The sequence below is a fragment of the Janthinobacterium sp. GMG1 genome (assembly GCF_034427795.1).
Classification (GTDB): Bacteria; Pseudomonadota; Gammaproteobacteria; order Burkholderiales; family Burkholderiaceae_D; genus Janthinobacterium.
In genome coordinates this window covers 75,970-101,794 of sequence record NZ_JAXQNT010000002.1, presented here as the reverse complement: position 1 = coordinate 101,794, position 25,825 = coordinate 75,970, and the positions used below count along the sequence as shown (strand labels likewise).

Below are 25,825 nucleotides of genomic sequence, written 5' to 3'. Positions count from 1 at the left end.
TCATCGAAGGAACCACCATGGCAGAGAACCTGAACCAAACCATCACCGGCGGCGCCAGCGAGCGCAAGCAGGACAAGATCATCGAACTGCGCCCGACCCTGTTCATCGGCATCGGCGGCACGGGCATGCAGGTGCTGATGCGCGTGCGCCGGCGCATCCTCAACACCCTGTGGGGCGGCGCGGGCAACCGCACGCGCATCGAGGGCTTGGCCGATTTTCCCATCGCGCAGTTCATCCATTTCGACCTCGACAATGGCGCCGTGATCGAAAGCGGCGAGTCGCAGGCGAAGGACTTGCAGTTCGACCAGGTGAAGTTCACGGACGACGACAAGGTGGTCGAATCGTTCGACATGGACAAGTACAGCCGCGATGAAGATTCCCTGGAGAAGTATCCGCACATCAAGGAATGGCTGCCGCTGACGCCGCAGCGCATCCGCGAATTACGTTTCGACATGAGCAGCGGCGCCGGCCAGATCCGCGCCGTGTCGCGCCTGTATTTCTTCGATAAATATGCAAAAATCCGCGACAAGATCCGCTTGAAGCTGAAAGCGTTGAAGGCGGGCCTGTCGCACGAGCGCCAGCTGGCCGAGCTGGGTTTACGCATGGAAACGAACCGTTTCCGCATCGTCATCGTCGGTTCCGTCGCGGGCGGCACGGGTTCCGGTTCCTTCCTCGACATGGGCTTGCTGGCGCGCTGGCTGGCGCGCAGCGAAGTGGGCGCGGCCGACGTCGAGCTGATGCTGTTCTTGCCGACCGGCTACACCAAGGCCAACAAGGACCGGGTCGAGGCCAATGGCTACGCGGCGCTGATGGAGCTGGAATCGGCGATGATGGGCAACAAGGGCTATGTGGGACGCTGGGATGCGTATGACCGCCCGGAACTGACGCGCGAGCCGTACAGCGAGGTTTACCTGATCGATTCGGGCAACCTTGCCCAGCAGCATACCAAGGATGTCAGCGACGTCTACCACATGGTGGCAGACTCGCTGTTCGAGGATTTCGCCTCGGCCGACTTCGCGCGCGCCAAGCGTTCGATCGCCGTCAACCAGGCGCAGCACAAGAATTCTCTGTACAACGCGCCCGTGCCGCAAGACCGCTTCGGCGACATGCGCCTGTATTTCTCGAAGCGCTTTTCCTCGTTCGGCATGGCCGTGCTCGATACGCGCCAGGAAGCGGCGCGCGACGAGCGGGCCCACCGCTGGGCCGGCGCCATGCTGCAAGCGTTCTTTGGCGTGGGTGGTACGGATGCGGGCGCCAACCGGGCCACGGATACGCAGCGCGATAATTTCCTCGCTGCCAATATGTTCCTGAAGGGCACGCCGTTCAGCGATTTCCCCGAGTTTTCCGACAAGAGCATCGAACTGAAGCGTTCCAGCGGCGACTTCATCGATTTCCGCGTCGTCGACGAATTGCTGGAAGACCGCCACGGCCACTTGCTGGCCGGCGTGGAAAACCGGGTCAATACGCGCATCAACGATATCCGCACGGGCTTCGACCGCAGCGAATGGCCGGCGCAGGTGCGCGACGCCATGAAACACCTGGAACGCGACGCCGTGCGCGACCAGGATTCCACGGCCGACACGACGGAAGACCGCATCAGCAAGCGCCGCCGCGAAGTGCTGGAAGACGTCAAGAAAGTCGTGCGCGACCAGCTGTATGGCTATCTTGATAATAAGGAATTTGGCGGCCTGGAATACGTGTTATCGCTGGTGGAACAGATCAAGGACCGCATCGAGGCGCCGGGCAGCGGCTTGACGGCGCAGATCGGCAACAATGCCGAGCGCTATCGCGAAATCAAGGAAGCCGTGCGCTCGCGCGAGTACGAGCGCCTGTTGAACAACCTGGAGCAGACGCGCAGCACCTTCGGTTTCCTCAGCAATGGCGAAAAGCAGGCCGGCGTGGTGATGGATCATTTGCGCACGGAAATGGCGAATGCCCTGAAATTCCATTTGCGCGCCAAGGCGGCGGACGAGTCCGTCATCCTGCTGGGCGAACTGTCGCGCTGGCTGGGCAACCGTATCGGCGTCGACGCGCAAGGCCGCGCCCAGTGGAATGGCCTGGTGGGCGAGCTGCAAACGGGCCGCGAAGGCGTGCTGGCCATGCTGGCGGAACTCAAAACGGCCAATACCATCCTGCAAAAGGACCTGGACAAGGAACACGCGACCCTGATCGTCATTCCCGTCACGGAAAAAGACATTGCGCTGCCGTCGGCGGCCACCTTGCGCCAGTGGGCCGATGAAGCGTTCAAGGACATGGGCGGCTCGAAAGCCCTGTTCCCCATGTTGGCCGAACCGGCGCAGCGGGGCTTGATCCTGGCCAAGGTCACGCGCATGGCGGAGAACATGATCGCTACGGCGGGCTTGGCGGAAGGCGCGACGAGCATGCCCGACCCGCTGTTCGAGGCGCTGGAACAGATGGATGTATCCGAACGCCTGGACCGCTTCCGCAAGTTGCTGGCCTGCTCCATGCCATGGATCGACGCCAACATGGCGGGCGATTTCACGGTCGTGTCGGACCAGTTCAAGTGCGTGATCGGTGTGGCCAATGCAGCCGCCTTCAAGGCGAAATTCGGCGCCGAGCTCGAATCGTGCGTGCCGACCCAGGTGGGCATCACGGTGAGCCAGCTGGAAATCGTCGAGACGGGCATCCGCGGGCGCGCCGTCTGCTATTGCGAGCTGGCCGGCGTGCCGATGACGGTGCTGCGCGGCCTGGAAGGCTGGCGCACCAGTTACCGCAAGGAAGGCGATAACGACAAGGCGCCGACCCACACGCACATCGATCCAACGCAATTCACGCACCCGATCGCGCCGAACACGGACGAGATGAAGCGCCTGGCGGAAGACTTCGGCGAGTTCCTGCAAGCGATCATGCTGGGCGTGCTGACGCGCCACACGGGACGCGTCGTGCCGCCGGGCCAGTACCAGTTTGCCGTCGAGCCGGGCGACTTGCGCCGTATCGGCAATGAACGGGCCGTCCGCCAGAACGGCATGCCCGCCTCGTACGAGAAAAATATCGCGCTGCGCATCGAGGAAAAATTGACGGCGCTTGACGCCGTGCAGACGGCCGCCATGGCGGCGCTGGCAAAATACTATGAGCGGGGCGTGTATGCGCCCAAGCTGGTGGCGCAGGCCGACGGCTCGCAGCTGCCCTACATCGGCTTTGGCAGCGCCATTTCCGCCGAAGTGGGCGCGCGTCTGCGCGAGTCGGCGCGCCGCAAGGGCATGGCCAGCGATGAGCTCGACCGCACGGTGCAAGCCTTGCTGGGCCGCCTGAAGGAGTGGGCGAACGTCATCGGCGACTCCGACAGCGATGCCTACGACTGGGAAGTGCGCGAGCCGGAAGCGGACGGCCAGCCCCGTTTGAAATATGCGATCAAGGGGGAAATGCTGGAAGCGGGGCGCCTCGAGCAATTGCTGCGCCCGGCCGGCGCCGCCGCTGCCCCGGCGGCAACCGCGTTCGGCATGGCGCCGCCACCGCTGGGCGGCATGCCGCCGCCGCTGGTGGAATACCAGTATTTTCTGGGCATAAACGGCCAGCAGCAGGGACCGTTCACGGCCCAGCAGATCGTGCAATACGTGCAGGCGGGACAGGTCGTGCCAGCCACCACCAAGGTGTGGCGCGCCGGCTTGCCGGCCTGGGCCGACCTGGCCCAGTTCCCCGAACTGGCGCCCTTGTTCCTCAGCGCGCCGCCACCGTTGATGCCGCCGCCTCTGTGAACGCTGGAATGACGTTGGAATGAAGGATTAGTTTTGGATATCTGCAACAAATGCAAGACGGGCCTGTGGACCGTTGTCAGCCATTGCCCGTACTGTGGCCACGCGGTGGCTGGCGCGGCCAGGCCAGCTGTGGCCGTGCCACCTCCGCTGCCCGTGCCGCCGCCAGTAGCGTCCAAGCCGCCGCCCGTGCCGGTGGCGCCCGCGCCGAAGCCGAAACCACCGCCGGTGCCGGTGTCCGCGCCGGCGGCCGTACCGCCGCCAGCGCCGCCTAAGCCGGCCCAGCCGAAAGCCGTGCCGAAGCCCGTGCCGGCAGCGCCACCGGCATCAACCGAACGGTCATCGCCGCCGCGCAAGTGGCTGCGCTGGCTGGGCGGCCTTGCCGTGCTGGCAGTCGTCATCGTCTACATGAATGGCAAGCCGGGTGGCAAGAATGAATCGGTCTGCAATGACGCCATCGACAGCGGCCTGAAATTGGTGGCAAATGGCAGCCTGGACGGCGCCCGCCAGAAGCTGGCGACGGCAAAGAATGTGTGTACGGGCAAGTCCAGCGCCAAGGCGGACGATTTGCAGGCGGCGATCGGCAAGGCCGGCGCCGCATCGGGTAGTTGCCAGCGCGGCGTGCGCGCCATCGAGCGCAATATTGATGGGCATCAATTGCAAAGCGCGGTCAGGGGCATTGCCGGGCTTGACGTTGATTGCGCGGGCGCATCGAGCGTGGATTCCTTGCGCAAGCAGCTGGCGCGCCAGCAGGCGGCAGCCGCGTCCGTGCTGGTGGGCGTGCGCCAGGCGCTCGATGGCAAGGATGCGACGGCGGCAAGAAATGGCATCGCCCGGCTGGAAGCCATCGACCGCGAAGCGGTGGAATTGCCGCAGTTGAAGGCCGATGTGCAGGCACTGTCTGCGGCAGCGGAGCCTGCCCCGACACCCGTGGAAACGGCACCGGCCCGCGTCGTGCCAACGGAACCTGCGCCCGCGCGCGCGGTCGAACGTCCAGCGGTGGCCGAACGCCGTCCGCCGGAAACGCCGTCCGTCGATAGCGGCGCGGCCATGCGCAACGAAATGGCGCAATCGTTCTTGCGCGATGCCGAGCGTTCTTTGCTGGAAGGTAAGTTCGATGCGGCGAAGACGTATCTGGAAAGCGCGCGTCGCGTCGATCCGGGCAATGCGCGCATCGACAATCTGTCGCGCCGCATCCGCGAGCGCGAACGGCAAGTGCTGCAGACGGAAACAACGATCAATTAGAAATCTGGGAAATCATCATGCTGAATCACACCACCTTGCGGACGGCCGCTGCGCTGACCATCGCGGCCATGCTGGCCGGCTGCGCCACGGCGCCGATGAGCCCGAACGGCGTGCGCCAGGACGCTTCCTATCCGCAAGGTGGAAGCCAGGCGGCCACGGATGAGGACCCGTGCAGCGTAGGCACGACGGCCGCGGCCGGCGCGGCCGTGGGGGCGCTGCTGGGTGCGCTGGCAGGCGGCAAGAATGGCGCGCTGAAGGGCGCGGCCATCGGCGGCGGCCTGGCGGCGGCCGGTTGCCTGGCCATCAATGTCAATTCGCGCCAGACCAAGACGGCGGCGCAGGCGGACCGCGACTACATCCGCACACGCGGTGCGTTGCCGCGCGAACCGCAAGTGGTGTCGTACACGCCGCAGCTGAGCGCGTCGACCGTCAAGCGCGGCCAGCCGTTCAAGGTGAATTCGGTGGTGGAGCTGGTCAACGGCAGCGCGCAAAGCGTCAACGACGTGCGTGAAGAGCTGGTGGTGCTCGACCCGCAAGGCCAGCCATTCAAGTCCGGTTCGAAATCCCTGGCCAGCAACAACAAGTCGGGCGGGCGCTTTGAAAACTCGTTCGAGCTGACCTTGCCGGCCGGCGTGTCGCAGGGCGTGTATGGCGTCAAGACGAATTTGTACGTGAACGGCAAGCTGGCCGCCACGCGCGACCTGCGCACGCAACTGGTGATGCTGGATGCGGACGGTGCCGCGCCGCAGTTGGCGCAGCGTTAAGCTCCCCCAGAGTAGCCGTGCTGGCGCCAAGCCTCGTAGACGACCACGGCCACCGTATTCGACAGATTCAAACTGCGGTTATCGGGGCGCATCGGCAGGCGGATGCGTTGCTCGGCAGGAAAACCGTCGCGCAGGGCCGGATCGAGGCCTTTTGTTTCCGAGCCGAACACGAACACGTCGCCCGGGAGGAAGGCCACGTCGCCGAACGGGCGCGAGCCGCGCGTCGTCATGGCGAACATGCGGGCCGGGTCGGGCTGGGTATCGGCCAGGAACGCGTCCCAGTTCTTGTGCACCTTCATCTTGGCGTAATCGTGGTAATCGAGGCCGGCGCGCTTCATCTTGGCATCGTCGAGTGGAAAGCCCAGCGGTTCGATCAGGTGCAGCTGCGCGCCCGTGTTCGCGCACAGGCGGATGACGTTGCCCGTATTGGGCGGGATTTCAGGTTCTACCAAAACAACGTGAAACAAAATGCTCTCCTCATATATAACTAATTCAATGCGGCGGCGTGCGCGCCACCACCAATATGCTGACCCTGGCCGCGCCTGCGCTCTTGCAGGCGGCCGCCAGCGCGTTGACGGTATGGCCGCTGCTCATCACGTCGTCGACGATGCCGACATGGCACCCTTGCAATGACGGCGCGTGTTCCGGCGCGATGGCGAACGCGTGCGCCAGGTTGGCTTGCCGTTCCTGCGGCGCCACGCCGCTTTGCGCCCGGGTTTCGCGCACCCGCTGCGCCAGGCGGGGCTGTAAAGGCACGTCCATCAGGCGCGCCAGCGGGCGGGCAATTTCCAGCGCCTGATTAAACCCCCGTTCGGCCAGCCGGGTCGGGCCCAGCGGCACGGGACATAGCAGTTGCGGCGCCTCCCAAGCCGGTTGTTGCTGAATGGCAACATACAGCAGCTTTGCCAACAGGGGCGCCAGCGCCAGGCGCGCGCCGAATTTCAGTTGCAGCAGTAGCTGGTCGATGGGCGCCGCATAGTCAAACGCCGTGACGGTGGCGTCATACGCGGGCCTGTGGCGTAAACAGCGTCCGCACAGTGTTGCCACATCGTCGAGCGGATTGGCGCACTGGCGGCAGCGGGGGCGCAGCAGACCCAGATACTGCGCGCGGCAGGGCGGGCACAGCACTTGCGGGCAGCCGATGCCGCACAGCGCGCACTGGGCCGGCAGCACCGTGGCGCCCAGCCACTGGCGCAGCGCCTGCCAGGCGGCCTCAAGGCGGAGTTGGGTGGCCGTCCGCATCGCGATGGCGTCGTTCCATGTACACTGCCGACATTATCTCACCTCACCGGTTTCAACATGCCAGTTCCCACCAGTCCGCCCAAAATGAGTGCGCCCATCGATGCGGTGCAAGTACGCGATTTCTTTTCCCGTCCGGTGCGCGTCGCGCCATCGGACTTCCTGCGCCGCGAAGTGTCGGCACGCATGCACGAGCGCCTGGAGCTGGTGAAAATCACGCCGCACCGCGTGCTCGACGCCGGCTGCGGGCCTGGCGCGGATCTGGCGCAGTTGCAAAAGGATTATCCCGCTGCGCAGATTATCGGTCTCGATGCAGCGCAAGCGATGATGCAGGCGGCGCGCGCGCCCGCGTCGAAACTGGCGAGCCTGAACCAGTTCCTCAGCAAACTGCTGCCGGCTAAGGCGGGCGTGGATTTATTGTGCGGCGACCTCGGCGATTTGCCGCTGGCGCAGGGCAGCATCGACCTCGTGTGGTCGAACCTGGCGCTGCATTGGCATGCCCAGCCCGACCGTGTGTTTGCCGAATGGCGGCGCGCGCTGCGTCTCGATGGCTTGCTGATGTTTTCCTGTTTCGGTCCCGACACCTTCCGCGAAGTGCGCGACGCCTTTGCCGAGGCCGATTTATATCCGCATGCCTTGCCCTTTGTCGACATGCACGACTTTGGCGACATGCTGGTCGAGACGGGTTTTTCCACGCCCGTGCTGGACATGGAAATCATCACTGTCACCTACGACACGGCGGAAAAATTGCTGGCGGACGTGCGCGCCTTTGGCGGCAATCCGCTGACCACGCGGCGGCGCGGTCTGATGGGCAAGGCGGCCTGGCAGCGCATGCTGGCCGCGCTGGAAAAGATGCGCCGTCCCGATGGCAAGCTGGGTCTGAGTTTCGAGGTGATCTATGGCCACGCCTTCCGTCCCGCGCCGCGCGTGACGCGCAATGGCGAGGCGATCATCCGCTTCGACCTGCCGCGAAAACCCAAATAAAAGCGTAAAGAAACCGACACTTGGTCGCCATCCGCGCATGGATGTTGCAGCAACCGTTGCAAAGCGCGCGGCGGCCGGGAGAAGGGCGCGCACAAAGCCGATTATTGCTTGATGGATTCAAGTTTACTTGATTATAATCGTTGATTGTTTGTCAGCTTGTTAAGTAGAAAAAACAAGGGCTGCATACAAAATAAAAAAAACAAAGCAAGACTAATTCGAAGTTACTGCATTAGTATAGTAACCATCTTCCACACAAGGCCATTTCAGTGTGGGGAAGAAAAACAGGGTTCCAGCATGGTTGTCCGTCAGCGTTTTGGCGTCGGCAGCCAGCATGGAATTCGCTGGTGCTTGACGCACATGGCCGCATTCTGGCCGTGTTGCTTTCATGGAGGAGCGGCAGCGGTCCAGTACGGAGAAGTCCGCAGCCGTTTAAAATATCATTATTTTTGGGTGGTTGGGGAAAACATGACACATGCAAAGCGACTTCAATCGTTGCTGCTCGGGCTGTCTTTGACAGCGTTTGGCATCGGGCGATGGGCCACGGCGGCACCGGCTGCCGGCACCTATCCCGGCACCGGCGGTCCCGTGCCGTTCGAAATGAATCTGCAACCGCCGGCGACACAGATCGCCCATGAAATCTACGATTTGCACACCCTGATGATGATCATCTGCCTGGTGATCTTCGTAGCCGTGTTCGGCGTCATGTTCTATTCCATCTTCAAGCACCGCAAGTCCCTGGGCCACAAACCGGCCACTTTCCACGAAAGCACCACCGTCGAGATCGCCTGGACCGTCGTGCCTTTCCTGATTGTCATCGGCATGGCCCTGCCTGCCACGCGCACCGTGGTCGGCATGAAGGATACCTCGAACGCCGACATCACCATCAAGGCCACCGGCATGCAGTGGAAATGGGGCTATGACTACCTGAAAGGCGAGGGCGAAGGCATTTCCTTCCTTTCCAACCTGGCCACGCCGCGCTCGCAAGTGGGTGCGCCTGGCGTGCCGCCGACGGAAAAACGGGGCGAAAACTACCTGATTGAAGTCGACAATGAAGTCGTCGTGCCGGTCAACAAGAAGATCCGCGTGGTGCTGACGGCCAACGACGTCATCCACGCCTGGTCCGTGCCCGCCTTTGGCGTCAAGCAGGATGCAATTCCCGGTTTCGTGCGCGACACGTGGTTCAAGGCTGACCATATTGGCACCTTCCGCGGCAATTGCGCCGAGCTGTGCGGCAAGGAGCACGCGTTCATGCCCATCGTCGTCAAGGTTGTCTCGGCCGATGACTACAAGGCCTGGGTTGATGTAAAACAAAAGGAAATGGCGGCATTGGCCGATGATCCAAGCAAGGTGTGGACCATCGACGAATTGAAGGTCAAGGGCGAGAAAGTGTATGCGGCCAACTGCGTGGTTTGCCACCAGGCGACCGGCAAGGGCGTGCCCGGTGCGTTCGCGCCGCTGGACGGCTCGGCCGTGGTGAACGGTCCGAAAGCGGATCAGATCCACGTCTTGCTGAACGGGCAAAAGAGCGGCAAGTATCCCGCTGAAATGCCAGCCTGGAAACAGCTGTCCGACACGGAAATTGCCGCAGTGATCACTTACACGCGCAATACCTGGTCGAACAAGGCCGCAGAGAACATCGTTCAACCAGCCGAAGTCGTGGCTGCACGCAAGTAATTAGGAGCCGCATATGAGTACTAGCACGAGCACCTTGGACCACGCCGGTCACGATCACGACCATGCCCACGACCACCCGACTGGCTACCGCCGCTGGCTGTTTGCCACCAATCATAAAGATATCGGTACCTTGTACCTGTGGTTCTCGTTCATCATGTTGCTGTCGGGCGGCGTACTGGCCCTGATGATCCGTACGGAACTGTTTCACCCAGGCTTGCAATTTTTTCACCCCGAATTTTTCAATCAACTGACCACCATGCACGGCCTGGTGATGGTGTTTGGCGCCATCATGCCGGCCTTCGTCGGCTACGCCAACTGGATGATCCCGCTGCAAGTGGGCGCCTCCGACATGGCCTTTGCCCGCATGAACAACTTCTCGTTCTGGCTGCTGCCGCCGGCCGCGCTGCTGCTGGCCACGTCCTTTCTCGTGCCGGGCGGCGCCACGGCTGCCGGCTGGACCCTGTATGCGCCGCTGTCGACGCAGATGGGCCCTGGCATGGACATGGCCATTTTTGCCATGCATCTGATGGGCGCCTCGTCCATCATGGGTTCGATCAATATCATCGTTACCATCCTGAACATGCGCGCCCCTGGCATGACCCTGATGAAAATGCCGATGTTCTGCTGGACCTGGCTGATTACCGCGTATCTGTTGATCGCCGTCATGCCCGTGCTGGCCGGCGCCATTACCATGACCCTGACGGACCGCCATTTCGGCACGTCCTTCTTTAACGCGGCAGGCGGCGGCGACCCCGTCATGTACCAGCACATCTTCTGGTTCTTCGGCCATCCCGAGGTCTACATCATGATCTTGCCAGCCTTCGGCATTGTCTCGCAGATTCTGCCTGCGTTTGCCCGTAAACCCTTGTTCGGCTACGCCTCGATGGTGTACGCCACGGCGTCGATCGCGATCCTGTCCTTCATCGTCTGGGCGCACCACATGTTTACCACCGGCATGCCGGTGACCAGCCAGCTGTTCTTCATGTACGCGACCATGCTGATCGCCGTGCCGACGGGCGTGAAAGTGTTCAACTGGATCGCCACGATGTGGAAGGGTTCCATGACGTTCGAGACGCCGATGCTGTTCTCGGTGGGCTTCATCTTCGTGTTTACCATGGGCGGCTTCACGGGCCTGATCCTGGCCGTCACGCCGATCGACATCCAGTTGCAGGATACCTATTATGTGGTGGCGCATTTCCACTACGTGCTGGTGGCCGGTTCGCTGTTTGCCCTGTTCGCCGGCTTCTACTACTGGTCGCCGAAATGGACGGGCCACATGTACAACGAGACGCGCGGCAAGATCCACTTCTGGCTGTCGCTGATCACGTTCAACGTGACCTTCTTTCCGATGCACTTCCTGGGCCTGGCCGGCATGCCGCGCCGCTACGCCGACTATCCGGCGCAGTTCACCGACTTCAACATGATCGCCTCGATCGGCGGCTTCGGTTTTGGCCTGATGCAGGTGTACTTCCTGTTCTTCGTGGTCTTGCCGACCATCCGCGGCGGCAAGGCTGCGCCAGCGAAACCATGGGAAGGTGCGGAAGGCCTGGAATGGACCGTGCCGAGCCCGGCGCCTTTCCACACGTTTGAAACGCCGCCGACAGTGAAATAATGGGTATCCCGGGCCGGCGTGTTGCGCGGCCCGTCTTGAATAAAGTGCCTGTCATGACCGAAGTGAAAACTGAGCGTAAAAAACCGAACAACCTGCGTACCGGGCTGATACTGGGGGCCCTGGCGGCCTTCTTCTTCCTGTCCGTGTTCGTCAAGCGCATGTGGCTCTGACGTGACGACGCCCCACCAACAGGAAACACGCGGCCTGAACCGCAAGATGCTGGGCAAGCTGATCGTCATTGCCGTCCTGATGTTTGGCTTTGGCTATGCCCTGATTCCCGTCTACAAGCAGATTTGCGAAGTGATGGGCATTAATGTGCTGACGCAAAAAGATGGCACGGTAGCTTACGACAACAATACGCAGGTCGACACGACGCGCAGCATCACCGTCGAGTTCGACGGCAATGCGCAGGGGCCATGGCGCTTCCGTCCGACCGTGTCGAGCATGCAGGTGCATCCGGGCGAACTGGTAACCGTCATGTATGAAGTGGTCAACACGCAAAACCGCGTCGTCAATGCGCAAGCTATTCCCAGCTACGCGCCGCAGAGCGCCACGCCGCATTTCAAGAAGGTCGAGTGCTTCTGCTTCAAGCAGCAGACCTTGAAACCCCACGAGGCGCGGCAGATGCCGGTGGTGTTCTTCCTCGATCCGGCCCTGCCGAAAGAGGTGAAAACCATCACCCTGTCGTACACGTTTTTCGAGATTGCCGGTCTGAGCCAGGCTCAGACGCCGGCCGTCCAATAGGAGAGTGCCATGGGCGAATCCAAGCAGCCTGAAAAAGCGTCGTTCCTGTATTCGCTGCGCGCCGTCGTGTGGTCATTCACGGGTCTGCGCCGCAAGAGCGATTTCGACACGGATTCGGCCAAGCTCAATCCCGTGCACATCGTCATCGCCGGCTTCCTGGTGGTGGCTTGCCTGATCGGCATCCTGATTTCAATTGTTAAATTCGTCGTTTTATAAATTATAAAAAACCACCCTATAAGTTTTTGAGGAGATGATGATGAGTTCCAACCACGCCGCCGTACCTTATTATTTCGTGCCCGGCCCGTCGCGCTGGCCCATGCTGGGCGGCGCCAGCCTGCTGCTGACCATGATCGGCGCCTCGGCCTGGGTCAACGACGTCTCCTGGGGCCCGTACGTGAATTACCTGGGCATCGCCGGCATCCTGCTGGTGCTGTATTTCTGGTTCGGCGACGCCATCAGCGAATCGGAGCAGGGCCTGTACAGCGAGCGCATCGACCACTCCTTCCGCTGGAGCATGAGCTGGTTTATCTTTTCGGAAGTCATGTTCTTCGCCGCTTTCTTCGGCGCCCTGTTCTATGCGCGCAGCATCTCGATGCCGTGGCTGGCCGACCTGGACCACAAGGTGATCTGGCCCGACTTCGCCGCCCACTGGGGCAATACGGGCCCGGCCGGCACGGTGCAGGAATTTACCACCATGACGCCGTTCTGGATTCCGACCATCAATACGGCCTTGCTGCTGCTGTCGGGCGTCACCTTGACCATCTCGCACCACGCGCTGCGCGCCGGTCACCGCGGCATGACTGCCCTGTTCCTGTTCGCCACGATTTTGCTGGGCGCCATCTTCATGGGCTTCCAGGTGTATGAATACGTGCACGCCTACAGCGAACTGAACTTGAAATTGACGTCCGGCATCTACGGCGCCACCTTCTTCATGCTGACGGGCTTCCACGGCTTCCACGTGACCCTGGGCGCCATCATGCTGTCCGTCATCCTGTACCGCGTGCTGAAAGGCCACTTCACGCCCGATCACCACTTCGGCTTTGAAGGCGCCGCCTGGTACTGGCACTTTGTCGACGTCGTCTGGCTGGGCCTGTACGTGGTCGTGTATTGGTTATAATGGCGGGGCAGGGCGCGCGTGGTTGAAGGGCGCGCCGGCACCATAAAAAAAGCCGTACCGGGAGATCCTGGGTACGGCTTTTTTCTTAGTGTGAAGAATTTGCCAATCAGGCAATGTCGAGCCTTAATGAATTCCCGTCGGCTGGATATAGCCGAGCTTGTGCGCCAGCAGGATCAGTAAAAACAGGGTGATCGACAAGCCCACGCGCAGGGCCAGCGCCTGCACGGTGCGGTTGCTCTTGCCCTTGTCGCGCATGAGGAAGAACAGGGCCGAGCCCAGGCTGCCCAGGATCAGGATGAAGGCAATGGCAACGAGGATTTTCATGGATGGTAGCGCCAGGCTTGAGGAGGTTTCATTGTAATGCGTATCCGCTTCCATTTTAGATGGATTCCATTTGTTGTAATGCTGCTACTGGTGGCCCTGGGCGTGTCGCTGGCGCAATGGCAGCAGCGCCGTGGCGACGAGAAAGTCGCCCGTGCCGCCCGGCTGGAAGCTGGCAACCAGGCCGCGCCGCTGGCATTGAGCGCCGCCCCCATGCTGCCGGCCGACGCGCAGGCGATCGAGTATCGCCGCGTCACCGTGACGGGCCGCTTTGTGCCCGCCTGGACGGTGTACCTGGATAACCGTCCTTACAAGGGCCAGGCAGGTTTCCACGTGCTCACGCCATTTCAGATCGATGGCTCCCCCATGCACGTGCTGGTGGCGCAGGGCTGGCTGCCGCGCAACAATGCTGAGCGCACGCGCATTCCCGACTACGTTACACCGGCTGGCACAGTGACGATTTCCGGCATCGCGCGCCTGAACGCGGGCCATGTGATGGAGCTGGGCACGGCGCCGCCCCTGGCACCGCACGCCATCGTGCAGAATGCCGATATCGGCCAGCTGGCCCAGGCCAGCGGCCTGGCCTTGCAACCTTTCATCCTCGAACAAACAGTCAATCCAGTCGATTCAGCAGCGGTGCCAGCGTCCAGCCAGCTTCCCGTGCGCGACTGGCCGGCGCCCGACCTGGGCGCCGACAAGCACCGCGGCTATGCCTTCCAGTGGTACGCACTGGCACTGATGGCTTTTTTATTTTTTGTCTTTACAGGATTTCGACGTGCAAACAAACAACCCTGACGCAACGCAAGACAGCAGCAATAAACAGGCACAAGGACGGTGGAAATTGCTGGCCGTCGTGGCCGTGTGCGCCTTTCCCATCATCGCTTCGTATTTCACGTATTACATCATCAAGCCCACGGGCCGCAACAATTACGGCGCCCTGATCGATCCCCGTTTGCATCCGATACCGGAAGCCCAGCTGCAGGTGACGGAACTCGATGGCAAGGCGTCACCGCTGGCCCAGTTCAAGGGCAAGTGGGTGCTGCTGCAAACGGGGCCATCCGATTGCCAGGAAGCATGCAAGAAGCAATTGTTTGACATGCAACAACTGCGCCTCATGCAGGGCAAGGAGCGCGAACGCCTGGAACGGGTCTGGCTGGTGACGGACGCCCAGCCGCTTGACACCCTGGTGATGCGCGAATTCGATGGCACCAGCATGCTGCGCGTGAATAACGATGCCTTGAAAGCCTGGCTGCCCGTGGAGCCGGGCGGCAAGACCAGCGACCATTTCTACCTGATCGATCCGCTGGGCAATCTGATGATGCGCTTCCCGAAGGATGCGGACCCGAACAAGATCAAGAAAGACATCGCCAAGCTGCTCAAAGCTTCGGCGATCGGTTGAGGAGTCTGCATGCCGACGATGCATCTCTCCGCGCTGGCCCAGCTGGGTCTGACTGGTTTGCTGGTGGCGCTGCTGCCGCTGACCATGGTCTGGGTGTCCGCGGACGCCAATAAATACCGCAAGCTCGTGTGGATTGCCGTCTTTTTGACGGTCGACCTGATCATGTTTGGCGGCTTTACGCGCCTGTCCGATTCCGGCCTCGGCTGTCCTGACTGGCCAGGCTGTTATGGTTCTGCCAATCCCTTCCTCGCGCACGAACACATCGTGGCGGCGGAAACCCTGATGCCGACGGGCCCCGTGACGGTGGTGAAAGCGTGGATCGAAATGACGCACCGCTACCTGGCCATGGCCATTGGCGTGCTGATCGTGGCGATGATGGTGCAGGCGTGGCGCCAGTGGCGTAAAAGCAAACGCGCGGAATTCGCGCCCGCGCTGCCGACGGCGCTGTTCCTGTTCGTCTGCCTGCAGGGCGCGTTCGGCGCCTGGACCGTTACCTTGAAGTTGCAACCGGTGATCGTCACCATCCATTTGTTGCTGGGTATGGGCTTGCTGGCCATGCTGACGTGGCTGGGCGGGCGCCAGGACCATGCCGTCCAACCCTTGCTGCGCGCCGATGCGGAAGAGTCCGTGCTGCGCCCCGTGCGCGCGCTGGCCATTTTTTCGCTGGTGCTGTTGACCATGCAGATCGCGCTGGGCGGCTGGGTGAGCACCAACTACGCCACCCTGGCGTGCACGGATTTCCCCCTGTGCGGCGGCAAGGTGATTCCGGAGATGGATTTCGAGCATGGTTTCCATCTGTGGCGCGAGCTGGGCAAGACGGCCGCCGGCCACTATTTGCCGTTTTCCGCGCTGACGGCCATCCACTGGGTGCACCGCAATTTCGCCTTCATCGTGGCAGCCGGCATTGGCTATACCGTGTTTCGCGCGTGGAAGCTGCCGTCCTTGCGCGGTACGGCACGCTGGGTGGCGCTGGTGCTGACCTTGCAGGTGGCCACGGGCCTGGCGACCATCTACCTGAGCTGGCCCTTGTCGATTGCCGTCATGCATAACGGCGGGGCGGCGCTGCTCGTGTTATTGCTGACCATGTTAAACTACAAGGCTAAATTCCAACTCGATGTTGCGCGCAATGTTAAGCGCGCTTGCGCCTCCGCGCCAGTGCCCTCGGCACCAGCCAGTCCTTCCCGTATCGCATAAATGACTACTCAGACCATCAGCCGTAAACCATCCCCCCGCATCGCCCAGTATTGGGCGCTGACCAAGCCCCGCGTGACGCAACTGGCCGTGTTTTGCGCCGTCATCGGCATGTTCCTGGCCAGCGAGGAGTTGCCGGACTGGCATGCGGTGGTGTTCGGCACCATCGGCATCTGGCTGCTGGCCGGCGCCGCGTTTGCCGTCAATTGCCTGGCCGAGCGCGAAATCGATGCGCGTATGGCCCGCACGGCGCGCCGCCCGATGGCCATGGGCGACATCACCGTCAAGCAGACGGTGGTGTTCGCGCTGGTGATCGGCGGCCTGGGCATGGCGATTCTGTACCACCTCGTCAATCCGCTGACCATGTGGCTGACCTTTGTCACCTTTGTCGGCTACGCCCTGATCTACACCATGGTGCTCAAACCCGCCACGCCGCAAAACATCGTCATCGGCGGCCTGTCCGGCGCCATGCCGCCCGCGCTGGGCTGGGCCGCCGTCGCCAACGACGTGCCGATGCAGGCGTGGCTGCTGGTCCTGATCATCTTTGTGTGGACGCCGCCGCATTTCTGGGCCCTGGCCATGTACCGCCGCGATGATTACGCGCGCTCGGGCTTGCCCATGCTGCCCGTCACGCACGGCTTGAAATTCACGCAATTTCACGTCTGGCTGTACTCGATCGCGCTGGCCGCCACCACCTTGCTGCCGTACGCCGTGCGCATGAGCGGCCTGATCTACCTGGCTTCGGCCGTGGTGCTCAACGCGGGCTTCCTGTATTACGCGTGGAAGATGTACCGCCACTACACGGACTTGATCGCGCGCAAAGCCTTTACGTTTTCCATCATCTACCTGGCCTTGCTGTTCGCGGCATTGCTGGTCGACCACTACATTCCCCTCGGCACATGAAAAAATACCTGACTCTGTTGTTGGCGGCCGCGCTGGTCGCCGTCATGGCCGGCTGCGGCAAGCCTGCCGCGACCAAGCTGGCCTTCAAGAATACGGACGTGACGGGCCTCGGCTACGCGCGCGAGTTCGCGCTGACGGACCACACGGGCCACCCGCGCACCCTGGCCGACTACAAGGGCAAGCTGGTGCTGATGTTCTTCGGCTACACGCAATGCCCGGACGTGTGTCCCACCACCATGGCCGACATGGCCCAGGTGATGCAGGAGATGGGTCCGCAGGCGGAGCAGGTGCAAGTGCTGTTTGTCACCGTCGACCCCGAGCGCGACACGCAAGCCTTGCTGGCGCAGTACGTGCCCGCCTTCGACAAGCGTTTCGTGGGCCTGTATGGCGACGCGGCCGCGACAGCCAAGGTGGCCAAGGAATTCAAGGTGTATTACGCCAAGGTCGAGGGCGAGACGGATGCAAGCTACACGGTCGACCACACGGCCGGCACCTATGTCTTCGACCGCGAAGGCAAGATCCGCCTGTTCGTGCGCCATGGCGAAAAGCCTGCCGCCATCGCGCACGATCTTAAACTTCTGCTATCCTGACCCGGTCGCGCCTTCAAGGCGCCATCTTCAGGATACGCAGTACATGGATAAACGTTTCGAGCCGCACGCCCGCCTGGCAGCCATCATCTTCCTGTTGATCGGCTGCTTTTTCGTCTTGCGGCCCTTCCTCGCGGCCATGCTGTTTGCCGCCTGCGTGGGCATTTCCAGCTGGCCCCTGTACCTGCTGCTGCTCGAGCGCCTGAAAGGCCGGCGCAACTGGGCGGCCGCCATCATGACCGTGTCCTTGATCCTGGTCATCGTGCTGCCGCTGGCTCTCGTCACCTACAACCTGGCCGACAATGTGTCGCGCATCTATGAACAGCTGCGCGCGGCGCTGGAATCGGGCGGCCTGCATCCGCCGGCCTGGCTGGCCAGCATTCCCGTGGTGGGCGAAACCATCGCTGGCTATGTGGAACGCCTGCTCGCCGACCGCGAGGAATTATTGAATTTGGGTAAAACCATGCTGGAACCGGCGCGCCACTTCCTCGCTTCCGGCGGCATCCTGCTGGGCACGGGCCTGGCGCAGACCAGCCTGGCCGTGTTCGTCAGCTTCTTCCTCTACCGCGACGGCCAGCAGCTGAGCCGCGCCTTGATGACGGGCGCCGGCCGCATCATCGGCGACAGCGCGCCTGGCGTGGGCCTGACCATCAGCCGCACCGTGCGCGGCGTCATGTACGGCTTGCTGGGCACGGCGCTGGCGCAGGCGCTGGTGGCCGTGATGGGCTTTCTGATCGCCGGCGTGCCGGCCGTGGCGCTGCTGGGCGTGGCCACCTTCATCTTTTCGCTGATCCCCGTGGGCCCGCCCCTGATCTGGGGCGGCGCCTCCATCTGGCTGTTTACCGACGGGCAGACGGGCTGGGGCATCTTCATGCTGGTGTGGGGCGCGCTGCTGATCAGCGGCGTGGATAACGTCGTCAAACCCATGCTGATCAGCCGCGGCAGCAGCTTGCCGTTTTTGCTGGTGCTGCTGGGCGTGCTGGGCGGCGTACTGGCCTTCGGCTTTGTCGGCATCTTTATCGGGCCGACCCTGCTGGCGGTACTGTACAGCTTGCTGCAAACGTGGACGGTGGGCGAAACCACCGTGCCACAGGGCAAAGATACGCTGACCTTGAAAAAAGATTAATCGCGCAAGTCCGCATCCAGGTCCCGTTCCTGCTTCGGGATCACCTTGATCAGCACGATGCGGGGTCCGTTCATCTTCTTGACGACGATGTCGAAGTCGACGAAGGTGATGCGCTGGCCCTGCTTCGGAATGTCACCCAGCTTGACCATGATCAAGCCGCCCACCGATTCCACGTCATCCAGGCCCAGTTCCTCGTTTTCGATATCGATGCCGAGGATGCGTTCGAGCGAGAAGATGGGCAGGCTGGCCTTGCCGATCAGGGTGCCGTCGCTTTGCTTGAGCCAGTCGTTTTCATTGCGGCGGAATTCGTCGCGGATTTCGCCGACCATGGCGCCAAGCAAGTTATCCAGCGTAATGAACCCCAGCGGGCGCTTGCCCTTCTCGCCGATCAGGGCGAAGTGGGGCGCGCCGTCGCGGAAGCGGCGGAACAGTTCCAGCGCCGGCGTGCGCGCGGAAATGATGTCCACGGGACGCAAAAACGGCGTGAGCGAGGTGATCGGCTTGCCCGCCTGCTGGGCAAAGAACAGGTCTTTCAAGTGCACGACACCGAGCACGTCGTCTTCATTCATGTCGAAATACGGATAGCGGCTGAAGCGGTTGCGCAGCACCGTGTCTAGATTTTCTTCCAGGGTGTTCGAGGCGTGCAGGGCGATCACTTCATTGATCGGGCGCATCAGATCCGATACCGTCATCTGCTCGAAATCAAGCGACTGCGCCAGGATGTTGCGCTCGTCGCGTGTAAACTTTTCGCCCGGCTGGCTGGTGCGCAGGATCAGTTTCAGTTCCTCGGATGAATAATGGGCATCGTGGCCGCCCTTGCCGGACAGGCCCGCCATGCGCAGCACCCAGTTGGCGCTGGCGTTGAGCAGGTAGATGGCCGGGTACATGGCCCAGTAAAAGCCGTACAGGGGAATCGCGCTCCACAGGCCGACGGCTTCCGGGTTGCGGATGGCCATCGATTTGGGCGCCAGTTCGCCCACGACGATATGCAGGAAGGAAATCACGCTGAAGGCGACGACGAACGAGACGCCGTGGATCAGCTCTTGCGACGTGACGCCGATGGCGCCGAACAGCGGCTCCAGCAAGCCGGCAAACGCCGGCTCGCCGACCCAGCCCAGGCCCAGCGATGCGAGGGTGATGCCCAGCTGGCAGGCGGACAGGTAGGCGTCCAGCTGGCCATGCACCTTGGCCAGGATGCGGCCCCGTAGTCCCTGTGTCTTGGCGATGGCGCGGATGCGTGTGCGCCGCAAGGTGACGATGCCAAATTCGGCGGCAACAAAAAAACCGTTCAGCGCGACCAGGAAGAGGGCGAGCAGGACTAGCAAGACATTGTGCATGGGGGCGCAAAAAGATGGGCTGTAAAAACGTCATCTTAAACGACGAAGGGCGCCATAGCCTAATTTAGCCGCGCCCGCCGCCCGTGCAGGCGGGCGGGCGCGGCAGGTTTTTCACGTTTTTTCAGCTATTTTCAGCCCTTGGCCGCCGTTTGTGGCCCGCCGCGCATGGCAAAGACCATGACGGCCGAGACGATGGCGGGGATGGCGACGACGAGGAAAATCGTGCTGTTGGGCCAGTTCAGGCGGATCAGCTCGCCACCGAGCACGGGGCCGATGATGGAGCCGATGCGCCCGATGCCCAGGCTCCAGCCGATGCCCGTCGAGCGCAGGGTGGTTGGATAGTAGCTGGCCGCCAGGGCGTTGACGGCAGGCTGGCCGCCCACCACGCAAAAACCGGCGATGAAGATCGTGATGAACAGGAAGGCCAGCGACACGTCCGGACGGCCGATCAGGGCAATGGCGACTGCGGCAACGAGGAAGCACGGCAGCAGGATGCGGCGGAAGCTCGAGCGGTCGATCAGCTGGCCCATGACGAGGGTGCCGATGGTGCCGCCCACTTGCAGGGCCGTGCCGGCCAGCACGGCGTTGGACGTCGACAAGCCCGCTTCCCTGGCGATCGTCGGCAACCAGTTCGACAGGAAATACAAGTTCAGCAAGTTCATGAAATTGATGACCCACAACAAAATCGTCATCTTGGCGCGGCCGCCCGTAAACAATTGCAGCACGGGCGCGCCCTTGTGTTCCTTCTCATGCACGACGTATTGCGTGTCGGCCGTGATGCTGACCGTCGGGTCGATGCGTTTCAGCCACTGCGCGACCTTGTCCAGCTTGCGTTTCTTGAGCACCAGGAATTGCATCGATTCCGGCAGCAGGAAGAACATCAGCACGCCGATCACCAGCGGCACCACGCCGCCCACGTAAAACACGGATTGCCAGCCGAAGGCGGGAATCAGCGCGGCCGATAATAATCCGCCCAGCACGGCGCCCAGGGTAAAGCCGCACGAGACCAGCATCATCAGGGTGACTTTCTTGCGCAGGGGGCTGTATTCGCCGGCCAGCGCCATGGCGTTCGGCATCACGGCACCGAGGCCCAGACCCGTGATGAAACGGATCAGCTGCAATTGTTCGATATTCGTTGCCAGCGGCGTGACCAGCATGCACAGCGAAAAGAAGATGGTCGAGCCGATCAGCACGGGACGGCGGCCGAACTTGTCGGCCGTGATGCTGAAGACGAGCGAGCCGACCAGCATGCCCAGCAGGCCCGCGCCAAACACGGGGCCCAGGTTGGCCTTGCTGACATGCCAGTCGGCGATGATGGCCGGTGCCACATAACCCATGGCCTGCACGTCGAAGCCATCCATGATGACGCACAGCCCGCACAGGATCAGCATGCCGATCTGGAAGGAGCCGATCTTGTTGTTATTGATGAGATCGGGAATATCGATCGTCTTGCCTGCCGTGGACATGGTGCCGCTCCTGTTTTTTATGGTGATCGCGCCCTGCCGGCGAGGGACAGGCGCGTGTTTGTCTCAGGCTTCATTACAATCGCTTTTGATTGATTATTCAAACGTTATTTTCGAATGGATTTATCAGGTTTCCTTGTGAATCTTCGGGGAAGCCTGGATGGCCGCCAGGATCACGTCGAGCGCCGGGTGCATGATCTTGCGCTCGTTGGAAATGACGTAAAACTGCTCGCGCAGGGAAGAGGCGTCACCGACCAGCACGGCGCCGAATTGTTCCTCGATGTCGGCCGCCAGGCTGGCCGAGGCGAAGAACAGGCCCAGGCCCTTGCGGCCGAAGGCGTTGAGCATGGCGTTGTCCTCGAATTCACCGACCACGTCGGGCCGCACGCCTTGCTGCACCATCCATTCGTCGATGCGTCCGCGCAAGGCATTGTTGCGCGCGGGGAGCAGAAACGGCGCGCCGTGCAGGCTGTGCGGGAAATTCTCGCGGTATTGTTTCGCCAGCGCGGGAATGCCGAACAGCTTCATGGCGCTCTCGCCCCACAGGTGGCTGGAGACGCGCAGGCTGGCGCCGGCTGGCACGGCCCGGTCTGTCAACACCAGGTCCAGCTTGTGCAGGGCCAGGTCGGCCAGCAAGGATTCGAATTCATCTTCCAGGCAGACGAGCTTGACGGGCTTGTCCAGGCTGCGCGTGGCGTCGAGCATGCGGTAGGCCATCAGTTTCGGCAAGGAATCGGAAATGCCCACCGTCAGGCGCATCTTTTCCGCGTCCGTGTCGGCCAGCGCTTCCTGCATTTGTTCGCCCAGCAAGAAAATCTGGTCCGCGTAGCCGAGCGCCAGCCGGCCCGCTTCCGTCGGCACCAGACGCCGTCCCTGTGGCTGCAGCAGGGACTTGCCCAGTTCCTTTTCCAGCAGGGCCAGTTGGGTGCTGATGGTTTGCACGGCCAGTCCCAGCCGTTCGGCCGCGCGCGTCACGCCGCCTTCCTTGGCGACCACCCAAAAGAAGTACAAATGGCGGTAGTTGAAACCCGTGGTTTTCATCGCTGCATCCTCTATCTTCTGTTTTTGCGAAGTAATACTTCCATTATCTTCTATTTTTAAATGTGTCACACGTCCCTATACTACGTTCCATTGAATTTGGATAAAGGGGAACTATCGATGAAACATTTCAGAGTGTCATTTCTAGTGACATTTATCTGCCTGGGCATTTCCGCCTGGTGGGGTTACACGCACGGTGGCGTGCAGACGATGCTGGCAGCGCTTGGTATCGCGGTGATCCTGGGCGTGATGGAAGTCTCGCTGTCGTTTGACAACGCGGTGGTCAACGCCTCGGTGCTGAAGAACTGGGACAAGTTCTGGCAGGGCCTGTTCCTGGGCGTCGGCATCATCATCGCCGTCTTCGGCATGCGTCTGGTGTTCCCGCTGGTTATCGTGGCGCAAGCGGCTGACCTGGGACTGATGGAAGTGTGGAATCTGGCACTGAGCAATCCGGAGCAGTACTCGATGCACCTGACGAATCACCATGCGGAAGTGGCGGCCTTCGGCGGCATCTTCCTGCTGCTGGTGTTCCTGAACTTCCTGCTGGACTCGGAAAAAGAAACGCACTGGCTGGGCCGTATTGAAGAAAAACTGGGCGCACTGGGCAAAATCTCGTCGATTTCCGTGATGATTGCGCTGGGTACGCTGATGGCCAGTCTGTCGATGATCGAAGAAGGCCAGAAACTGGTGGTGCTGACGGCCGGCCTGTGGGGTATCTTGACCTACGTGGGCGTCGATGTGGTCAGTGGCTTGCTGGAAGGCGATAACGGCGACGGCAACGTGGGCGACATCGTCAAGCGCGGCGGTATTGGCGGCTTCCTGTACCTGGAAGTGCTCGATGCCTCGTTCAGCTTTGACGGCGTGATCGGCGCGTTTGCCATCACCAAGGATGTCGTGATCATCATGCTGGGCCTGGCGATCGGCGCGATGTTTGTGCGTTCGATGACGGTGTTCCTGGTGCGCAAGGGTACGCTCGACGAGTTCGTTTATCTGGAGCACGGCGCGCACTATGCGATCGGTATCCTGGCTGTGATCATGTTGGTCAGCATGAAGTTCCACATTCCCGAGATCTTCACGGGTCTGATTGGGGTGGCCTTCATTCTCGCCTCGCTGTGGTCGTCGATCCGCTACAAGCGCAGGATGGCCCTCGAAGAAGGCCAGACGGAAACGCTGGAAGCGGTCAAGGCAACAGCAGTGTAAAGAATGCGCGACAAACGCTACACCCGTTTGTCGGCAAGTTGTAGCAAGCGTCGCCGCCGGCCTGGGGAGTCAGGCCGGTGGAGGGCGCCAGGTGTTTGGTCATACACAACCCACATAGGAGAAATACATCATGGCAATCAGTCTGCAAAAAGGCGGCAACGTCAATCTGAGCAAGGAAGCCCCTGGCATTTCGAAGATGATCATCGGCCTGGGCTGGGATGCCCGCGCCACCGATGGCGCCGCGTTCGATATCGACGGTTCCGTCTTCCTGTTGAAGGCCGACGGCAAGGTTCGCGCCGACGTCGACATGATTTTCTATAACAACCTGAAGTCGAGCGACGGCTCCGTCACCCACTCGGGCGACAACACCACCGGCGCCGGCGATGGCGATGATGAAACCGTCATCGTCGACCTGGCCACGGTGCCGGCCGAGATCGACAAGATCGCCGTCTGCGTGACGATACACGATGCCGAAGCGCGCAAGCAAAACTTTGGTATGGTATCGAAGGCGTACGTACGCTGCGTGAATGCCAACGGCAACACGGAAATCGCCCGCTTCGACCTGTCGGAAGACGGTTCGGCGGAAACGGCCATGGTCTTCGGTGAAATCTACCGCAATGGCGCCGATTGGAAATTCAAGGCCATCGGCCAGGGCTACAAGGGCGGCCTGGGCCCACTCGCCGCGTCTTTCGGCGTCGGCGTATAAGTTGTAAACAGTCAAGGCGGTTCGCGGTGCGGGCCGCCCCCATCATTACCGAGTTGAGGAAGGAACAGTCAGATGCCAGTGTTTACTATTACCGGGGACGTCGACCCGTTCCTGCATGTGTCGCTTGCCAAGGGCGAGAAGATTTATTGCGAATCCAATGCGATGGTGATGATGGAAACCAATCTTGAGCTGAAAGGCAAGATGACGGGCGGCATAGGCGCCGCGCTGATGCGCACCTTTGCCAACGGAGAATCGTTCTTTCAGCAGCATATCGAGGCCATGCGGGGCGACGGCGATTGTCTGCTGTCGCCCACCTTGCCCGGCGCGATGCGGGTGCTCGAGGTTGGTGCCCAACAATACATGATCAGCGACGGCGCCTTCGTGGCAGCCAGTGCCGGCGTGGAATTGAAGGTGCGCACGCAAAGCCTTGGCAATGCGCTGTTTGCCCAGAGCGGTGGTTTTTTCATCACCGAGACGGCAGGCAGCGGCCAATTGGCGGTGTCCGGTTTTGGCGCGATGTCGATACTGGAAGTGACACCTGGCAAGGACGTGGTGATCGATAACTCGCACGTCGTGTGCTGGGACAACCGCCTGCAATACGAAATTTCCATAACGACCGGCAGCAGCGGCGGCTTTCTGGGCAATTTGATCAATAGCCAGACCAGCGGCGAGGGCATGGTACTGAAGTTTTCAGGCACGGGAAAAATCCTCGTGTGCTCGCGCAACCGCGCGGCCTTCCTCGCCTGGACCCAAAGCAAGCCGGCGTAATCAAGCAGTAAACAACCTAACAGGAGCTATGCGTATGTCTGTCAATTTGAGCAAAGGCCAGAAGATTTCTCTGGACAAAGAAGCTGGTACCACCCTGACCCGTATCACCATGGGCCTGGGCTGGGATGCGGCCAAGACCAAGGGTTTCCTCGGTTTCGGTTCGAAGACGGAAGCCGTCGACCTGGATGCGTCGTGCGTCATGTTCGATGAAAACAAGAGCACGTCCGATATCGTCTGGTTCCGCCAGCTGAAAAGCAAGGACGGCAGCGTCAATCACACGGGCGACAACCGCACGGGCGCGGGCGATGGCGACGACGAACAGATCAATGTCGATCTGTCGAAAGTGCCGGCGAACGTGAAAAGCCTCGTCTTCACCGTCAACAGCTTTACTGGCCAGAACTTCTCGCAGGTGGAAAACGCCTATTGCCGCATCTTGAATGCCAGCAATAACCAGGAAGTCGCGCGTTTCAACCTGTCTGTGCAAGGTTCCCACACGGCACAGATCATGGCCAAGCTGTACCGCCATAACGGCGAATGGAAGATGCACGCCATCGGAGAAAACGGCAACGGTCGCACGTTTGACGACTTGATGCCGCAAATCTCCGTGCATCTATAAGGAGCAGTACGCAGCGGGCGGGGGACGGACCGGATACCGGCCCTTGTCCGCTGCTCTATATTGAAGGAGAGTATGTCG

Annotated in this window: 26 protein-coding genes; 20 read left to right on the top strand and 6 right to left on the bottom strand. The window is 61.6% G+C overall.

Going from position 1 to position 25,825, the window contains the following annotated elements; genetic code table 11:
* Nucleotides 1–17 precede the first annotated feature (17 nt).
* From SJI03_RS05390 to SJI03_RS05380, 3 genes are read left to right on the top strand one after another with little or no spacing between them, the layout of a single operon-like run.
* The gene (locus SJI03_RS05390) at nucleotides 18–3,716 is read left to right on the top strand and encodes a tubulin-like doman-containing protein (protein WP_322426490.1); all 3,699 of its coding nucleotides are present in this window, start codon (nucleotides 18–20) and stop codon (nucleotides 3,714–3,716) included.
* A gap of 33 nt (nucleotides 3,717–3,749) precedes the next feature.
* Nucleotides 3,750–4,958 (top strand): hypothetical protein, encoded by a 1,209-nt coding sequence (locus SJI03_RS05385; protein WP_322426489.1) that lies wholly within the window; start codon nucleotides 3,750–3,752, stop codon nucleotides 4,956–4,958.
* A gap of 17 nt (nucleotides 4,959–4,975) precedes the next feature.
* A complete protein-coding gene (locus SJI03_RS05380) occupies nucleotides 4,976–5,722 on the top strand; it encodes a hypothetical protein (RefSeq protein ID WP_158301311.1) in 747 nt (248 codons plus the stop codon).
* On the opposite strand, the gene trmL is transcribed toward SJI03_RS05380, so the two are convergent.
* Together trmL and SJI03_RS05370 are read right to left on the bottom strand one after the other, a co-directional pair.
* A complete protein-coding gene (trmL, locus tag SJI03_RS05375) occupies nucleotides 5,719–6,189 on the bottom strand; it encodes a tRNA (uridine(34)/cytosine(34)/5-carboxymethylaminomethyluridine(34)-2'-O)-methyltransferase TrmL (RefSeq protein ID WP_322426488.1) in 471 nt (156 codons plus the stop codon). The genes SJI03_RS05380 and trmL overlap by 4 nt on opposite strands.
* 25 nt (nucleotides 6,190–6,214) lie before the next feature.
* Nucleotides 6,215–6,964: a ComF family protein gene (locus SJI03_RS05370; RefSeq protein WP_322426487.1), complete on the bottom strand. Its 750-nt coding sequence runs from the start codon at nucleotides 6,962–6,964 to the stop codon at nucleotides 6,215–6,217.
* Between the two features lie 57 nt (nucleotides 6,965–7,021).
* On the opposite strand from SJI03_RS05370, the gene SJI03_RS05365 reads away from it, so the two are divergent.
* The 7 genes from SJI03_RS05365 (at nucleotide 7,022) to SJI03_RS05335 (ending at nucleotide 13,092) form a co-directional block, all read left to right on the top strand.
* Nucleotides 7,022–7,945, top strand: coding sequence for a methyltransferase domain-containing protein (locus tag SJI03_RS05365; protein WP_322426486.1), 924 nt, complete (start codon nucleotides 7,022–7,024; stop codon nucleotides 7,943–7,945).
* Nucleotides 7,946–8,410: 465 nt separating this feature from the next.
* Entirely contained in the window at nucleotides 8,411–9,619 is a 1,209-nt protein-coding gene (gene coxB, locus SJI03_RS05360) for a cytochrome c oxidase subunit II (protein ID WP_099379735.1), read from the top strand.
* 13 nt (nucleotides 9,620–9,632) lie between these two features.
* Nucleotides 9,633–11,231 (top strand): cytochrome c oxidase subunit I, encoded by a 1,599-nt coding sequence (gene ctaD, locus SJI03_RS05355; protein ID WP_034749009.1) that lies wholly within the window; start codon nucleotides 9,633–9,635, stop codon nucleotides 11,229–11,231.
* 53 nt (nucleotides 11,232–11,284) lie between these two features.
* Complete coding sequence (locus SJI03_RS05350; protein WP_216350353.1) at nucleotides 11,285–11,401, top strand: cytochrome oxidase small assembly protein; 117 nt, start codon at nucleotides 11,285–11,287, stop codon at nucleotides 11,399–11,401.
* A 1-nt stretch (nucleotide 11,402) separates the two neighbouring features.
* Nucleotides 11,403–11,975 carry a cytochrome c oxidase assembly protein gene (locus tag SJI03_RS05345; protein ID WP_081344910.1) on the top strand — a complete coding sequence of 191 codons (573 nt, stop codon included), beginning with the start codon at nucleotides 11,403–11,405 and terminating at the stop codon, nucleotides 11,973–11,975.
* A 9-nt stretch (nucleotides 11,976–11,984) separates the two neighbouring features.
* Nucleotides 11,985–12,191 carry a DUF2970 domain-containing protein gene (locus SJI03_RS05340; RefSeq protein WP_034749002.1) on the top strand — a complete coding sequence of 69 codons (207 nt, stop codon included), beginning with the start codon at nucleotides 11,985–11,987 and terminating at the stop codon, nucleotides 12,189–12,191.
* A 40-nt stretch (nucleotides 12,192–12,231) separates the two neighbouring features.
* Complete coding sequence (locus SJI03_RS05335) at nucleotides 12,232–13,092, top strand: cytochrome c oxidase subunit 3 (RefSeq protein ID WP_099379804.1); 861 nt, start codon at nucleotides 12,232–12,234, stop codon at nucleotides 13,090–13,092.
* A 123-nt stretch (nucleotides 13,093–13,215) separates the two neighbouring features.
* On the opposite strand, the gene SJI03_RS05330 is transcribed toward SJI03_RS05335, so the two are convergent.
* Nucleotides 13,216–13,416, bottom strand: a complete 201-nt coding sequence (locus SJI03_RS05330; protein WP_034748996.1) for a twin transmembrane helix small protein — start codon at nucleotides 13,414–13,416, stop codon at nucleotides 13,216–13,218.
* A 78-nt stretch (nucleotides 13,417–13,494) separates the two neighbouring features.
* Here SJI03_RS05330 and SJI03_RS05325 point away from each other — a divergent pair, with 78 nt between their 5' ends.
* Genes SJI03_RS05325 through SJI03_RS05300 form a run of 6 tightly spaced genes read left to right on the top strand, consistent with a single transcriptional unit; the run spans nucleotide 13,495 to nucleotide 18,619 of the window.
* On the top strand, nucleotides 13,495–14,208 hold the full coding sequence (locus tag SJI03_RS05325) for an SURF1 family protein (RefSeq protein WP_322426485.1): 714 nt from the start codon (nucleotides 13,495–13,497) through the stop codon (nucleotides 14,206–14,208).
* The gene (locus SJI03_RS05320) at nucleotides 14,189–14,812 is read left to right on the top strand and encodes a cytochrome C oxidase subunit I (protein ID WP_322426484.1); all 624 of its coding nucleotides are present in this window, start codon (nucleotides 14,189–14,191) and stop codon (nucleotides 14,810–14,812) included. Before SJI03_RS05325 ends, SJI03_RS05320 begins: the two co-directional genes overlap by 20 nt.
* Before the next feature lie 18 nt (nucleotides 14,813–14,830).
* Nucleotides 14,831–16,006, top strand: coding sequence for a COX15/CtaA family protein (locus SJI03_RS05315; RefSeq protein ID WP_322426876.1), 1,176 nt, complete (start codon nucleotides 14,831–14,833; stop codon nucleotides 16,004–16,006).
* Nucleotides 16,007–16,906, top strand: coding sequence for a heme o synthase (gene cyoE / locus SJI03_RS05310; protein ID WP_070258805.1), 900 nt, complete (start codon nucleotides 16,007–16,009; stop codon nucleotides 16,904–16,906).
* On the top strand, nucleotides 16,903–17,496 hold the full coding sequence (locus SJI03_RS05305; protein ID WP_322426483.1) for an SCO family protein: 594 nt from the start codon (nucleotides 16,903–16,905) through the stop codon (nucleotides 17,494–17,496). Before cyoE ends, SJI03_RS05305 begins: the two co-directional genes overlap by 4 nt.
* Nucleotides 17,497–17,539: 43 nt before the next feature.
* Complete coding sequence (locus SJI03_RS05300) at nucleotides 17,540–18,619, top strand: AI-2E family transporter (protein ID WP_322426482.1); 1,080 nt, start codon at nucleotides 17,540–17,542, stop codon at nucleotides 18,617–18,619.
* On the opposite strand, the gene SJI03_RS05295 is transcribed toward SJI03_RS05300, so the two are convergent.
* The 3 genes from SJI03_RS05295 to nhaR all read right to left on the bottom strand — a co-directional run bounded on the left by SJI03_RS05295 (nucleotide 18,616) and on the right by nhaR (nucleotide 22,460).
* The gene (locus SJI03_RS05295) at nucleotides 18,616–19,956 is read right to left on the bottom strand and encodes a hemolysin family protein (protein WP_034785374.1); all 1,341 of its coding nucleotides are present in this window, start codon (nucleotides 19,954–19,956) and stop codon (nucleotides 18,616–18,618) included. The genes SJI03_RS05300 and SJI03_RS05295 overlap by 4 nt on opposite strands.
* A gap of 131 nt (nucleotides 19,957–20,087) precedes the next feature.
* Nucleotides 20,088–21,422, bottom strand: a complete 1,335-nt coding sequence (locus tag SJI03_RS05290; protein ID WP_322426481.1) for an MFS transporter — start codon at nucleotides 21,420–21,422, stop codon at nucleotides 20,088–20,090.
* 123 nt (nucleotides 21,423–21,545) lie between these two features.
* Nucleotides 21,546–22,460, bottom strand: coding sequence for a transcriptional activator NhaR (gene nhaR, locus SJI03_RS05285; protein WP_322426480.1), 915 nt, complete (start codon nucleotides 22,458–22,460; stop codon nucleotides 21,546–21,548).
* A gap of 117 nt (nucleotides 22,461–22,577) precedes the next feature.
* On the opposite strand from nhaR, the gene SJI03_RS05280 reads away from it, so the two are divergent.
* The 4 genes from SJI03_RS05280 (at nucleotide 22,578) to SJI03_RS05265 (ending at nucleotide 25,747) form a co-directional block, all read left to right on the top strand.
* Complete coding sequence (locus SJI03_RS05280; RefSeq protein WP_322426479.1) at nucleotides 22,578–23,657, top strand: DUF475 domain-containing protein; 1,080 nt, start codon at nucleotides 22,578–22,580, stop codon at nucleotides 23,655–23,657.
* Between the two features lie 130 nt (nucleotides 23,658–23,787).
* Nucleotides 23,788–24,363, top strand: a complete 576-nt coding sequence (locus SJI03_RS05275; RefSeq protein ID WP_034784897.1) for a TerD family protein — start codon at nucleotides 23,788–23,790, stop codon at nucleotides 24,361–24,363.
* Between the two features lie 72 nt (nucleotides 24,364–24,435).
* Nucleotides 24,436–25,131 carry a TIGR00266 family protein gene (locus SJI03_RS05270; RefSeq protein WP_322426478.1) on the top strand — a complete coding sequence of 232 codons (696 nt, stop codon included), beginning with the start codon at nucleotides 24,436–24,438 and terminating at the stop codon, nucleotides 25,129–25,131.
* 34 nt (nucleotides 25,132–25,165) lie between these two features.
* A complete protein-coding gene (locus SJI03_RS05265) occupies nucleotides 25,166–25,747 on the top strand; it encodes a TerD family protein (protein WP_099379746.1) in 582 nt (193 codons plus the stop codon).
* Nucleotides 25,748–25,825 lie beyond the last annotated feature (78 nt).